The organism is Mesorhizobium sp. M7A.F.Ca.CA.001.04.2.1, assembly GCF_003998485.1.
Classification (GTDB): domain Bacteria; phylum Pseudomonadota; class Alphaproteobacteria; order Rhizobiales; family Rhizobiaceae; genus Mesorhizobium; species Mesorhizobium ciceri.
Map to the genome: position 1 here is coordinate 38,708 of NZ_RZQT01000022.1, position 12,731 is coordinate 51,438.

12 protein-coding genes are annotated in these 12,731 nt (G+C 62.9%); 4 read left to right on the plus strand and 8 right to left on the minus strand.

Going from position 1 to position 12,731, the window contains the following annotated elements:
* Nucleotides 1-263: 263 nt before the first annotated feature.
* Nucleotides 264-1,838, plus strand: a complete 1,575-nt coding sequence (locus EN955_RS09705) for a DUF882 domain-containing protein (RefSeq protein ID WP_024504782.1) — start codon at nt 264-266, stop codon at nt 1,836-1,838.
* 305 nt (nt 1,839-2,143) lie between these two features.
* Here the strand turns inward: EN955_RS09705 and EN955_RS09710 are convergent, their stop codons facing one another.
* From EN955_RS09710 to EN955_RS09720, 3 genes are all read right to left on the minus strand, one after another.
* Nucleotides 2,144-2,668 (minus strand): OsmC family protein, encoded by a 525-nt coding sequence (locus EN955_RS09710; protein ID WP_013530204.1) that lies wholly within the window; start codon nt 2,666-2,668, stop codon nt 2,144-2,146.
* A gap of 110 nt (nt 2,669-2,778) precedes the next feature.
* Nucleotides 2,779-3,315: a carboxymuconolactone decarboxylase family protein gene (locus EN955_RS09715; RefSeq protein WP_024504783.1), complete on the minus strand. Its 537-nt coding sequence runs from the start codon at nt 3,313-3,315 to the stop codon at nt 2,779-2,781.
* 87 nt (nt 3,316-3,402) lie between these two features.
* Nucleotides 3,403-4,485 (minus strand): sigma-70 family RNA polymerase sigma factor, encoded by a 1,083-nt coding sequence (locus EN955_RS09720; RefSeq protein WP_164752857.1) that lies wholly within the window; start codon nt 4,483-4,485, stop codon nt 3,403-3,405.
* Between the two features lie 227 nt (nt 4,486-4,712).
* On the opposite strand from EN955_RS09720, the gene EN955_RS09725 reads away from it, so the two are divergent.
* Nucleotides 4,713-5,618, plus strand: a complete 906-nt coding sequence (locus EN955_RS09725; RefSeq protein ID WP_024504785.1) for a MurR/RpiR family transcriptional regulator — start codon at nt 4,713-4,715, stop codon at nt 5,616-5,618.
* 57 nt (nt 5,619-5,675) lie between these two features.
* Nucleotides 5,676-6,992, plus strand: coding sequence for an ArgE/DapE family deacylase (locus EN955_RS09730; protein ID WP_024504786.1), 1,317 nt, complete (start codon nt 5,676-5,678; stop codon nt 6,990-6,992).
* A gap of 24 nt (nt 6,993-7,016) precedes the next feature.
* Here the strand turns inward: EN955_RS09730 and EN955_RS09735 are convergent, their stop codons facing one another.
* Genes EN955_RS09735 through EN955_RS09755 form a run of 5 tightly spaced genes read right to left on the minus strand, consistent with a single transcriptional unit; the run spans nt 7,017 to nt 11,640 of the window.
* Nucleotides 7,017-8,051, minus strand: a complete 1,035-nt coding sequence (locus EN955_RS09735) for a branched-chain amino acid ABC transporter permease (RefSeq protein ID WP_127223413.1) — start codon at nt 8,049-8,051, stop codon at nt 7,017-7,019.
* Complete coding sequence (locus EN955_RS09740) at nt 8,048-8,923, minus strand: branched-chain amino acid ABC transporter permease (RefSeq protein WP_024504788.1); 876 nt, start codon at nt 8,921-8,923, stop codon at nt 8,048-8,050. The genes EN955_RS09735 and EN955_RS09740 overlap by 4 nt, the downstream gene beginning before the upstream one ends.
* A gap of 12 nt (nt 8,924-8,935) precedes the next feature.
* On the minus strand, nt 8,936-9,649 hold the full coding sequence (locus tag EN955_RS09745) for an ABC transporter ATP-binding protein (RefSeq protein ID WP_024504789.1): 714 nt from the start codon (nt 9,647-9,649) through the stop codon (nt 8,936-8,938).
* The gene (locus EN955_RS09750) at nt 9,646-10,383 is read right to left on the minus strand and encodes an ATP-binding cassette domain-containing protein (RefSeq protein WP_024504790.1); all 738 of its coding nucleotides are present in this window, start codon (nt 10,381-10,383) and stop codon (nt 9,646-9,648) included. The genes EN955_RS09745 and EN955_RS09750 overlap by 4 nt, the downstream gene beginning before the upstream one ends.
* A 3-nt stretch (nt 10,384-10,386) precedes the next feature.
* Complete coding sequence (locus EN955_RS09755; RefSeq protein WP_024504791.1) at nt 10,387-11,640, minus strand: ABC transporter substrate-binding protein; 1,254 nt, start codon at nt 11,638-11,640, stop codon at nt 10,387-10,389.
* A 190-nt stretch (nt 11,641-11,830) separates the two neighbouring features.
* Here EN955_RS09755 and EN955_RS09760 point away from each other — a divergent pair, with 190 nt between their 5' ends.
* The gene (locus EN955_RS09760; RefSeq protein ID WP_024504792.1) at nt 11,831-12,649 is read left to right on the plus strand and encodes an alpha/beta hydrolase; all 819 of its coding nucleotides are present in this window, start codon (nt 11,831-11,833) and stop codon (nt 12,647-12,649) included.
* The last annotated feature ends 82 nt before the right edge of the window (nt 12,650-12,731 follow it).

Sequence of the window (12,731 nt, forward strand, 5' to 3'; positions counted from 1 at the left end):
GTACATGGGATGGCGCGGCTCTCGTGCCGGCAGACCCGATCAGCGGTTCATTGCTTCAGAAAATGGCTGCCACAGGCAAATCCAGCCGAAGCGCATCCCGGCAAGACACGATTCATTAACCAAGATGCTATTCATCGACATGACGTATTGTGGCATGGATGCCCGTCTTCGCCGGTCAGATCCATGCTTGTCAGGAAGAGGGCCGAAAGGCTCCTGATCTGGGCGGAAATCTAAATCGCCCGAAACAAAAGAACGTGCAAGGCATGAACGTGAGCGAAAACGTGCAAAACGCCCCCGGTGCTTCCCGTCTTTGGACCCTGCCTGCCATCATCGCAGCGTTCCTTTGCCTGTGCGCTACCGGCGCGTTCGCGGAGACGCGTGCTTTGAAGATTCAACATCTCCATACGGGCGAGAAGGCTGAAATCGTCTTCAAGCGCAATGGGCGCTATGATCCGGCGGGATTGAAGAAGATCAATCTCATGCTGCGCGACTGGCGTCGCAACGAACCGACGAAGATGGATCCGCGCCTGCTCGATCTTGTCTGGCAGGCCTATCGCGCCAGCGGCTCGACAGCCTATATCCATGTGGTCAGCGCCTATCGTTCGCCGGCGACGAACGCAATGCTGCGCAGCCGCTCGAAGGGCGTGGCCCGGGAGAGCCAACACATGGTTGGCCGCGCGATGGATTTCTTCCTGCCGGATGTGCCGCTGAAGAAGCTGCGCGACATCGGCCTCAAAATGCAGGGCGGCGGCGTGGGTTATTACCCCACCTCCGGTTCGCCTTTCATACACATGGATGTCGGCAATGTGCGGCATTGGCCGGGCATCAGCCGCCAGGAACTCGCCAGGGTATTTCCGAACGGCAACACACTGCATGTGCCGAGCGACGGCAAACCGCTGCCCGGCTATGAGCAGGCGTTTGCCGCCTACAAATCGCGCAAGGGCGCCGGCACGCCCGACATCGAGCTGGCAAGCGTCGACGGCGGCCAACGCAGGCCGCGTGGCCTGCTGGCGACGCTCTTGGGCGGGGGCGGCGCAGACGAGTCCGATGATGTCGCCGAAGCGGTGCCGGCGCCACGCAAACCGGCGAGGTCCGTCGAACCCAGACCGGCCGGACAGGGTATCGCTATCGTGCCGCCGCAGGATGCCCAGCGGGCGGACATCCAGATTGCTGCCAGCGATCCAGGCGAAGAACCGCTTGCCGGGCAGAAGGGGAAGACGCCTGAAGCGATCGTCATGGCGATGGCACCGGGCTCAGTGCCGCTGCCGGCCTTCGCACCGCGAGCCGAGTTCACGGCACCCGTTCCCACCCCGGAAACCGCACCGTTGGCAATCGCCGGCGCGTCCACGGCGCAGGCCGAGCTGGCCGTTGCCAAGCCGGACGCCGCGAATGCCGATGCCGCTGCCACGAGCGTCGCGCCGGAGATGATGGCGCTCAACGTCCCATTGCCGACATGGCGGCCGGAAAGCCAGTCAAGCCCGACGCGCCAGTTGGAAGCAGCCAAATCTGGCGATGCCATCGGTGTCTTGCTGGCCATGCATCACCCCGACGACGGGCTGGCCGGCGAGCGGATCGCGGCGCCGGCGTCAAAGCCAGAAGATCGCGTCAGGACGAACCCCAAGGCCGACCGTGTCCAGCGGCGCCCCGATTCCGAGGCAGATCGCGCTGTTGCCGGTGGGGCCGCATCAACAGGGACGCCCATGATTGCCGCCAATTTCATCCGCACGGCGCCGGAGCATGTCTATCTCGATGGATTCCAACCGCGGGGACGGACGTCCGATCACCGCCGCTTCACCGGCTCCGCGGTGAAATTCCTGCCCATCGCCAGTTTCAAATAGAGGGCGAAAGCACCGTTCGATCCAGTGTCGAAATGTGTTGCGCCATATCGATGGCCGGGGCGGTCACGGGATTCGCAATGCCGAACCCTTCCGCGCTATAACACTTGGCGAGCAGCGCGCTACTGCAGCGGGCAGTCGGCTCGTTGCTGTCGGCCGCCATCCGTTGCCTTTCGAGCAGATCGCCCCGCGAACTTGCCAGGATCGTGGTGGCGGCGCAAACGTGCACGAGGCATATTTGGCCCCGCCGGCCGCAACCGGCGGGACTAAGCCACAGGCCGCCCAGCGGGCGAGTTCTGCGAAAAGGATCACGCCTGGTGAATCACCAATTCGCTGGTCATGGGAATTCCTCTAAGGGCGCCAAGCACCATGTTGTGCGAGATCGCGCGTTCATGAATTTTCTCCAGATCGGCGCGGGGCGCCGAAGAACACACGGTTGCGCTGAGGTGCAGGGACACGTAGCAATGCCGGGCGTCCACGGGCGCCGTGAGCCCATCAAGTCCGTCGAACTCGCCACGCGGGTCGAACACGCCTTCCGCGATGAAATCGACCGAACGAAGATCGACCCCCGCATGCGCTGCCAGCATCGGATAATCCGAGCCGGCGCACACAGCCGCCGCGGCAAAGATCTGCTCCCAGGGAAAGACGGCGGTCGGCGAATTGTCCTTGAGGCTCGCCGGTCGCTCCAGTAGCGGTGTTGTGTAAGGATCGCCTGATTGCGGGTCGAAGCGGTAGCGGGCACGATAGGTGCCACGCACCGCGTCACCGTGTTTCTTTAGCACGGACACGATATCTTTGACTGTGCTGACGGTTTCTCCGAAGACTACTGGCATCTTTACCTCCCTATAAAATGAGAATTCCACTCCCTATTCCGGTCCGCGGATGCCGACGACGGTTGCCGCGGCCTGGCCCCAATTCCGACAATGTGCCGACAAGGCTCGCGCTACTTGGCAGGCGCGGCAGCCTGAGCGTCGCCGCCGAGATCCTTCTTGAAGGTCTCAAAGTCGACCTGCATGCCGTTGAAGATTGTGCTCCAGTGCCGTGACAGAGCGGCGATAGCGACGGCCTCTTCGATCTCGTCCTCCGTTGCGCCCGCCTGTTTTGCGCTCTCGGTGTCTTCCCAGATGCAATACTGGCAGGGAATTTGTGCGGAGACGGCGAGCGAGATCAGAGCCTTGACCTTCGGCGGCAGGGCGGTTTCGCTGGAGAACTGCAGAGCCTTCACCTCTGCCCAGGCGCCCGGCAGCGCTGCTTTTGAAACCTGATGGAGAAAGGTCGGCACCGAGCCGAGCGTCCGCTCGACGTCCTTATAGGTGGCGTCGACCTCAGCTTGACCGGCCCAGCCTAAGCCTGATGACAACAATGTGGCGCAGACGACAGTCGATGCGAACGCCGTGTGAAGGAGGCGGCGCGAGCGGCTGGGCCCGAGCTCGCCGTGGTGTGCGATGGAAGCAACATGGGAAACTGCGAAGGCGAACATGATCTCTCTCCTCTTTGGAACCATTTGCGTCCGGGCCAGATGATGCCCGCGTGCTGTAAGGAGTCACGGACGGGAGAAAAAGTTCGATCAGTCGTCCTCGATTCTAGGCGGACGCGGCGAAAGATGAAGATGCAAGCGTCGGGCCTTGCCGTCTCGCTGAAAGATCACCAGGACGACACCCGGCGGGCAGTGGAAAGGGTCTTCCGGCGGATTGACGAATAGTCCCTCGATCACGGTGACCTGGCTGGCGCTGAGAATGCGCTGCGGTTCCAGGCGGACGCCGGCTTCCGTGTCGGCGTCGACTTCCCAGGCAAGGAATGAGCGACCCAGCACTGGTTTGCTCGTCCCGCGGACAAGATGCAGGTCCTCTGCAAAGTGCCCAAGGAAGCGGTCACGCTCGCCATGCTGGTTGAGCCCATTGAAAATTTCGGAGTAGAATCGCTGGCGCTCGCGAGACTGCGAGCGAGCCTCTGTGTCGGCAAGGCCCGCCGTTTCCAGCAGCATCTCGGCAAGCTTGCGTTTGGCTTGCGACAAACGACTGCGAACCGTCCCAATCGGGACACCCAGAATGGCGGCCAGTTCCTCGTAAGACTGATAGCTTCCGAAATAGCGCAACATGGCGGTAGCCTGCAGCGGCTCGGGAAGCTTGCGTAGGGCGTCCCAAACCCATTCGCGAAGCGCGACTTTCTCCAGCCGCTCCTCAATGCTTGCGCGTTCGTCTGGGCGGTCTGGAATGTCGGCGGTCAAGATCTCGCGTCGTCGTCGACGCAATTGTTGCAGGCAACAGCGGTGCAACACAGTGCGAAGCCAGCCACCGACGGCTTGCGGATCCTTGAGTTCGCCGATGCGCCTCAGCGCGATCAGGAAAGTCTCATGCACAGCATCTTCGGCGTCCGACCCATAGCCGAGCATGTTCAGCGCTATCGCATAGAGCCGTGCGCGATGACGTTCCAGCAGCAGGCCGAGGCAACCACAATCGCCGCCCCGAGCGGCAAGGGCCAGTTCGGCATCACTCGGCACGATATGAGTTTCGTAGCCCATGGGCTTAAGATGCATCAACTGGCGAAAAAGTTCGAATGCCAGTTCAGCTTCGTCGCGATCCGTGTTCGGCGGGCACCAGTTCACCAATGACGCTTTGATAGGGTTTTGGATTGAGGTTGTGACCCTCACTTCACGTCCGTAACAACCGGCCCCGAAACGGGGTCCGTGAGAACCAGGCTCGCCGCCAAGATACTCAAGCGAGATCGAAAGTGCATATGGCAGTGAGCAAGGATTGGATTCTGGCGGATGCGGGCGATCTACGCGGCTAGATTCAATCCTGTAAAACTTTTTCCAGATTTGACACTATTTCACAAAATTGTAAGATAATCATCTTCCGTCAGCGATAGGCGATGACCATGTCGATCCGCGAAGAACTGGCCAACACGACCGTGGCGTTCACCTCCGCGGAAGAGAAGATCGTCCAGGTCCTGCTCGCCGATTACCCGATGTCGGGGCTGGGCACCGCAACCCGGCTGGCACGGCGCGCCGGCGTCAGCGACCCGAGCGTGACGCGGCTGATGACCAAGCTTGGCTATGTCGGCTTTGCCGATTTCCAGGCACGCCTGCTCACCGAAGTCGAATCCAGGCTGCATTCGCCGCTTTTGATGATGGAGGCCAAGCGTCCGGGCGGCTCCAGCGAAGGCACCGCACTTGCCTATTTCCATTCGGTGTCCGACAGCCTGGAGCGTACGCGCACGGCTGTGCCGGTGCAGGCCTACACGCGCGCCGTCAACATGCTGCTCGAGAGCAAGGGCCAGGTCGTGCTGCTGGGAGGCCGGTTCAGCCGGCATATCGCCTCCATGCTGGCCGGCTATCTCCTGCAGTTCCGCTCCGGCGTGCGCGACATCGGTTCGTTGAGTCCCGCCGATTTCGACCTGTTGATCGACCTTGGCAAGCGCGACCTCCTCGTCGTGTTCGATTACCGGCGCTACCAGTCGGACGTGGTGAGCCTTGCCCAGCAGGCCAAGGAGCGCGGCGTCTCCATCCTGCTGTTCACCGACGTCTGGCTGTCGCCGATATCTGACATAGCGGACCTGACCATGGTCGCGGCGATCGACGCCAACTCGCCGTTCGACACGCTGGCGACGGCCGTTGCCCAGATGGAAACCGTCTTTGCCCACGCGCTGGAGGGCCATGGCGCCGGGGTGCGCAAGCGCATCGAGGACATCGAGAAGATCCGCAGCGCCAATGCGGTCACGCTCGATACCGTCCTATCGTCATCGGCCGACGACGCCGCCAAATCCAAAACCACAAGGAAGTAGTGTCGTTGCGCGCAGTGCAGCGATGCAAAGCGCCGCGACGCAGAAAAGGAAGCGACAATGCCCGACAACCAGACCTTCATCGACGCCGTGCAGGCTGAGATCGAGACCGATCGCGACTGGTTGATCGGCCTGACCCGCGACATGGTCCGCATCCCTTCGGTCAACCCCAAATTCGAGCCCAATCCGGCGATCAACCGCGAGGCGGATGTCCAGGCGCTGCTCGAACCGATCCTCAAGCAGGACGGGTTCAGGACAGAGCAATGGGATGCCTTGCCCGGGCGGCCCAATCTGGTCGGCGAATGGGCGGGAGACGAGAGCCGCAGCCTGATCCTGTGCGGCCATATCGACGTCGTGCCGGTCGGCGCGATGAAGGACTGGTCGGTCGATCCGTTCGGCGGCGAAATCACCAATGGCCGGCTCTATGGCCGCGGTGCCGTCGACATGAAGGGCGGCGTCGCCGCTTGCATCGCCGCCGCGCGCGCGATCCGCAAGGCGGGCATCACGCTGCAGGGCCGGCTCGCCATCCACTCGGTCGTCGATGAGGAAGCCGGCGGCTTCGGCGCCATGGACGCGGTGAAGAAGGGCAAGCTCGCCAAGGCGGTGCTGGTCGCCGAACCGACCTGGGGCGATGTCCTGCCGGTCGAAGGCGGGCTGGAATGGGCGCGGGTGACGATCCGTGGCCGCAACGCCCATTCGGCGCTGCGCTACAACGAGATCTATCCGCAGCGCCACGACAAGGACCGGCTGGAGCCGGGCGTCAATGCGATCGAGATCGCCGCCCGCTTCATTGCCGCCGTGCGCCAGTATGAGCTGGACCGGACGCGAGCAAAATCCCATCCGCTGCTGCCGCTCGGCATGAACACCATCAACATCGGCGTCATGCATGGCGGCACCGGCCTTGGCGAGCACGGTCTGCCGACCGTGATGACCAACCCGGCCATCATTCCCGATGTCGCGGTGCTCGATCTCGACATGAAATTCCTGCCCGACGAGAATTCGGCCGACTACCGCCGCGATTTCGAGGCGTTCGTCCACCATTTCGCGCAGACCGATGCGTGGCTGCGCGACAACCCGCCTGCGATCCAATGGGAGCTCGGCGGGCTGCATTTTCCGCCGATGAACACGCCGGTCGACCATCCGCTGGTGAGATCGCTGATGAAGCGCAAGGCCATGGTCGGCAAGGCGCCGCAGGCGCGGGGCTTCGTCGCCGTGTGCGATGCCGCGCACTATGCCGGCGCCGGCGTCGACGGTGTCGTCTTCGGCCCGTCAGGCGACGGATTTCACGGTTCCGACGAGTATGTCGAAGTCGAATCGGTGGTCGAGACCGCCAAGGTGATCGCCGCTTCGGTCATCGACTGGTGCGGCATCCGCTGAGGCGGAGCCGCCAGTCCGAAACGGTCAGGCCGGGCGCTTCAGGCGTCCGGCGACGGCGCCCCATGAAGCCTTGATCATGCCGACCAGGCCGCTCGGGTAGGCCAGCATCACGCCGATGATCAGCACCGCCGTGATCATCGGCCGCCACGCGCCGAAATCGGCCATCCATTCGGCGAAGATCGTCAGCACGAAAGAGGCGATGATGGCGCCGTAAATAGTGCTGGTGCCGCCAAGCAGCACCATCGACAGGATGATGGTCGCAAGGCTCATGCCGAAGACGTCGATCGAGGCATTGCGCTGGTAGGCGGCGTAGAAGGCGCCGGCGATGCCGGTGAAGAAGGCGCTCGCGGCAAGCGTCAGCATGCGCTGGCGCACGATCGAGACGCCGCGGCTGATGGCGTATTCCTCATTGTCGCGCAAGGCGACGATGCTGGCCCCGGTGCGCGAGCGCACGAACACGCGCAGGAACAGGGTGCTCGCCACCAGCAGCGCCAACGCGATGTAGAAATAGGCTGATTTGCCGTCACGGACCATGTTGTGGTCGAACACGTATAGCCCGGGAATGCGCACCAACCCTTGCGTGCCGCCGGTGATGGCGGACTGGCTGATGATCACCTGCATCACCAGCTGCGCGAAGCCGAAAGTGACCAGGATGATGTAGATGCCCTTCAGCCGCAGGATCGGGATGGTCACCAGGATCGCCGCCAGGGTGGCGATGACACCGCTGGCAAACAGCGCGATCCACGGATCGAATTCGGCCAGCTTGGTGAGCAGGCTGTAGGCATAGACGCCGATGCCGAACAGCGCCAGATGGCCGAAATTGAAGACGCCGCCATAGCCGAGGCTGAGGTCCCAGTTCGAGGCGACGATCGCATAGATGAAGGCCATGATCAGGATGTGGCGGGCATAGGGGTCGCCGAAGATCAGCGGCAGCAGGGCCAGGAGCGCGAAGCCGAGCACGAAGCCGATGGCCTCCCGCTTCCACGGCGTACGGCCGGGAGCGATCGGGGTTGCCGCCGCTGTGTGGCTAAGGGTGATCGGCGATGTCGTGTCGGTCATGCTAGGCCTCGGGAGCGGCTGGCAAAGATGCCCTCGGGGCGCATCATCAGGGTCAGGATCAGCACGCCGAACAGCAGCGCCGGCGTCCAGTACAGGCCGAAATAATAGCTGCAGGCGGCCTCGAAGAAGCCGATCAGATAGGCGGCGAAGATCGGTCCCGAGATGCTCGATATGCCGCCGAAGACGACGACGATCAGCGCCTTGAGCAGCGGGTCGCTGCCCATCACCGGCGACATGAAACGATAGCCGCCCATGAAGATGCCGGCGAGGCCTGCAAGCGACGCGGCAATGGCGAAGGCCAGCCCATAGAGCGCGGTGACGTTCAGCCCGACCAGATGGCTGGCATCTTCGTTCTGCGCCACGGCGCGCAGCGCCAGCCCGAGCCGCGTGCGGTTGAGGAACATCCAAAGTGCGGCCAGGATCAGCGGCGTGATGACGATGATGGCGATCTGGTGCAGGGAGACGCCGACGCCGCCGACGGTGGTGTTGCCGGTGATCAGCGCCGGGATCTGCTTCGAGCGCGGTCCCCAGATGGTCAGCGCGCCGTTCTCGATCAGCGACCCGGCTGCCAGCGTGGTGATGACGACGACCAGCACGATGTTGGGTCGGCCGATCAGCGGCCGCACGACACTCGCCTGCAGGATCCAGCCGACGCCGGCCATGACGACGACGGCGATGGGAAAGGCGACCGCCGCCGGCAGGCCGAGTTCGACCAGCTGCCAGGCGATGTAGGCGCCCAGCATCATGAACACGCCATGACTGAAATTGAACACGCCGATCGTCGTCCAGACCAGAGCCAGCCCGACCGCCATCATGGCGTAGAGCGAGCCCTGGAACAGGCCGCCGAACAGGATTTCCGCCAATGCGCTCATCTTCGGATTTTCCTAATGGCCAAAATACATCGACATGATCTCGCCGTGGTCGAGGCTTTCGCCCGGCTTGATCTCGGTCGCAACGGCGCCATGGTTGACGAGGTAGAGTTGCTGCGTCAGTTCCAGCAGGAATTCGATGTCCTGCTCGACGACGATGAGCGGTACGCCGCCGTGCGAAATGTCCATGACGGAGGCGCAGAGCTCGTCCTTGATCTTGGGCGCCAGCCCCAGCGTCGGCTCGTCGAGGATCAGCAGGCGCGGATGGCTCATCAGCGCCGTGCCGATCGACACCATCTGGCGCTCGCCACCCGACAGCGTGCGCACGCGCTGGCGCCAGCGTTCCGCCAGTTTCGGGAACAGCTTGACCACCTTTTCGCGGTTTTCCGCCTCATGCGGCCGGGCCCGCGGCGAATAGGCGCCGAGCGCCATGCAGTCGGCGATCGAGAGATCGGGAAACAGCCGGTTGCCTTGCGGCACATGGATCAGGCCGGCGCCGACGATGGCGCGTGCGCTGTGGCCGACAATGTCTTGCCCGTCGAACAGGATGCGGCCGCTCTTCGGCTGCAGAAGCCCGGAGATCGCACGCAGCAGCGTCGTCTTGCCATGGCCGTTGGGGCCGAACAGGCCGACATTGCCGAAACGGCCGGCCTCCAGCGAGATATCGTGCAGCACGGTGACGCGGCCATAGCCGGCGGTGACGCCTTCGACGCTGAGAATGGGATTCACGCCGCCGACCTCCTCGTGCCGAGATAGGCCTCGATGACGTGCGGATCGGCGATCACGCCTGCCGGATCGCCGGCGGCCAGGACGCGGCCATTGTTGAGCACCAGCAGATGCTGCGAAAGGCTCATCAGGAAGGTCAGCACGTGCTCGATCAGAAGGATGGTGATGCCGCGTTCGGCGGTGCGGCGGATCAGGCCGATCGACGTCTCGATCTCGGGTTTGGTCAGGCTCGATGCCGGCTCGTCGAGCAAGAGCATGCGTGGCTGCATGGCGATCGCCGTGGCAAGCATCAGGCATTTGCGCTCGAACACGGACAATTCGCCGGCAAGCCGGCCGAACGACTGGGATCCCAGGCCGACGAACTCCAGCGCCTCGGCGGCGGCATTGCGGGCCGTGGCCGCTGTCTTTTCCTGCTTGCCGTAGCTGGCGCCGATCAGCGCGTTCTCGAATACGGTCAGCCCGTCGAAGCTGGTCTCCCGCTGAAAGGTCCGGGCAAGGCCGAGGCGCGCGATGGCGTGTCCCGATTTGCCGTTTATGGCAATGCCGTCAAAGCGGATGTTGCCCCGGTCGGGCCCGAACGGGATGCCGGTGATGATGTTGAACAGCGTGCTCTTGCCGCTGCCGTTCGGGCCGGCGATACCGAAGATCTCGCCGGCCTCGACCTTGAACGACACGCCATCGACGGCCTTCAGCGAACCGAAGGCCTTCGACACGTCGTCCAGTTCAAGCAGGGCCATTCCCTACTTCATCCAGGGCTGGAGCTTGAAGGCGCCGGTGGCATATTTCTCAGGCGAGATCAGCGTGCGCTGGCCATCCCAGATCTGGAAGAAGGTGATCGGAATATAGTCGTCGCCCTGCGTGGCAAGGTGGGTGGCGGGATCGAATTTCAGCCGCCCTTCCGCGACCTGCTTGTCGGTCTCCGACAGCGCCTTCATGATCGCCGCATGGTCGGATGCGCCGCCGACCTTCTTGACCGCATCGAAATAGACATTGGTCATTTCGTAGAGGCCGACGCCGTAGGTGCCGCTCTCGACGCCGTATTTTGCCTTGAACTTGGCTGCCACCTCATCGGCGCGCGGGTTCTTCGGCGTCGTCAGCGCGCCGCCGAGCAGGTTGTAGATGACGCCATCCGATTTGTTGCCGGTCAGCTCGACGAATTCCGGAACGCTCGGCGCGTATTGCAGGAAGACGAGGCTCTTGGTCGGCTGCTCGAGGAACTGGTTGAGGAACGACGCCGAATTGCCCGGCAGATAGTCGGTGTTGATGACGACATCGGGAACGTTCTCGCGCACCTTGGCGAGGATCGAACGCCAGTCGGTCACTTCGCCGAAGGGTACGATCTCGTCGACGGTGATGGTCCAGCCCTTCTCCTTGAACGTCTTCTTCATGCCTTCGGAGATGGTCTTCGAATAGGCATTGTCGGACGAGATGATGGCGACCTTCTTGGTCGGCAGGGTGATCTTGCCGTCGGCCGCGAGCTTCTCGACGAACAGGGTGACGTCGGTGTTGTAGGCGTCGAAGGAAGGCGTCAGTGACCAGCAGCACATGTATTTGTCGGGGCTCGGCGCGATGATGTCCCTGGTCTGCTGCGAGGTGGCCGCCAGCATGTAGGGCATTTCCGCCTCGGCCATGTTGTCGATCTCGAAATTGGTCAAGCTGGCATAGCCGGTCAGCATGAAGTGCACGCCCGGATCGCCAAGCAGGCGTTCGACGGCGCTGGTGACGTTGCCGGCGGACTGATCCTTGACGTCGCCGACCACCAGTTCGAACGTATCTCCGGCAACGCCGCCGGCTGCGTTCGCTTCGTCGATGGCCATCTGCACGCCGCGCTGGAATTCCTGGCCGTCCGCCGCGGCAGGGCCGGTGAGCGGCGCAAGCAGGCCGATCTTGACGACGTCGGCAAAGGCGGGGGCGGCTGATGCGGCAAACATGCCGATCAACGTCGTGCTCATCAGCATATGGCGGATTCGACTTGCGGCGGATTTGGGCTTCATCGTGCTGTTCCCTGTTTTCCTCCCGTTCATCGGGAGTTGGATAATTGACAATCTACGCATAATTGTTCTTATTTGAAAAGGATTTTTCAACGCAACCTGGCCGGGAACAAGGTTCCCGCAAAGGTATGGAAGCCGTGGCGCTTTGCTGCGCAACTGCATTAAAACAGGGCAATTCCCGATGGAGCGAACAATGACGATCTCGCAGAAGACCCTTGAAACCAGCCATGGCAAGATCGCGGTGCGTGAGACCAGCGGCCAGGGAACCGCTGTCATGCTGATCCACGGCAATTCATCTTCCAGTGCCGTTTTCCGCAACCAGTTGGACGGCCCGTTGGGCGAGCGATATCACCTCATCGCTCCCGACCTGCCCGGCCATGGAGCGTCCGGCGATGCGATCGATCCAGAGCGTTCCTACAACATGGAAGGCTATGCCGATGCCATGACCGAAGTGCTCGGGCTGCTCGGCATCGACAAGGCCATCGTCTTCGGCTGGTCGCTCGGCGGCCATATCGGGCTTGAGATGATCGACCGCTTTCCCGGCCTGCTTGGCTTGATGATCACCGGCACGCCGCCTGTCTCGCCCGAGGAGGTCGGCAGCGGATTCAAGCCGAGCCCGCATATGCATCTCGCCGGGCAGGAGACCTTCACCGGCGCCGACGTGGAGGCCTATGCGCGCAGCACTTGCGGCGAGCCGTTCGAGCCGTTTCTCATCGACACGGTGGCGCGCACCGATGGACGGGCGCGGCGCCTGATGTTCGAAAAGTTCGCGGCCGGCACTGGCCGGAACCAGCGCGAGATCGTGGCCGGCAAGACGCCGCCGATCGCCGTTCTGAACGGCATCGACGAGCCATTCGTCAACACCGATTTCGTCTCGGCTGTGAAATTCTCCAATCTATGGGAAGGCAAGGCGCATCTGCTCGACAAATCCGGCCACGCGCCGTTCTGGGATTCGCCGGATCGCTTCAATCCGGTCCTCGCCCGCTTCCTGGCGAGCGTCGACAGAGCGTAGGTCCGTCGGAAAACCGGCGCCACGGACCCGCCTTCGCGTTGGGTGGGTGACAATCACGCGCATCTGTCGTATATTGACATAA

Coding starts and splice junctions, on each gene's coding strand:
- EN955_RS09725 (WP_024504785.1), top strand. CDS start 4,713: ATGTCGATCCGCGAAGAACTGGCCAACACGACCGTGGCGTTCACCTCC.
- EN955_RS09710 (WP_013530204.1), bottom strand. CDS start 2,668: ATGCCAGTAGTCTTCGGAGAAACCGTCAGCACAGTCAAAGATATCGTG.
- EN955_RS09705 (WP_024504782.1), top strand. CDS start 264: ATGAACGTGAGCGAAAACGTGCAAAACGCCCCCGGTGCTTCCCGTCTT.
- EN955_RS09740 (WP_024504788.1), bottom strand. CDS start 8,923: ATGAGCGCATTGGCGGAAATCCTGTTCGGCGGCCTGTTCCAGGGCTCG.
- EN955_RS09755 (WP_024504791.1), bottom strand. CDS start 11,640: ATGAAGCCCAAATCCGCCGCAAGTCGAATCCGCCATATGCTGATGAGC.
- EN955_RS09760 (WP_024504792.1), top strand. CDS start 11,831: ATGACGATCTCGCAGAAGACCCTTGAAACCAGCCATGGCAAGATCGCG.
- EN955_RS09735 (WP_127223413.1), bottom strand. CDS start 8,051: ATGACCGACACGACATCGCCGATCACCCTTAGCCACACAGCGGCGGCA.
- EN955_RS09715 (WP_024504783.1), bottom strand. CDS start 3,315: ATGTTCGCCTTCGCAGTTTCCCATGTTGCTTCCATCGCACACCACGGC.
- EN955_RS09750 (WP_024504790.1), bottom strand. CDS start 10,383: ATGGCCCTGCTTGAACTGGACGACGTGTCGAAGGCCTTCGGTTCGCTG.
- EN955_RS09730 (WP_024504786.1), top strand. CDS start 5,676: ATGCCCGACAACCAGACCTTCATCGACGCCGTGCAGGCTGAGATCGAG.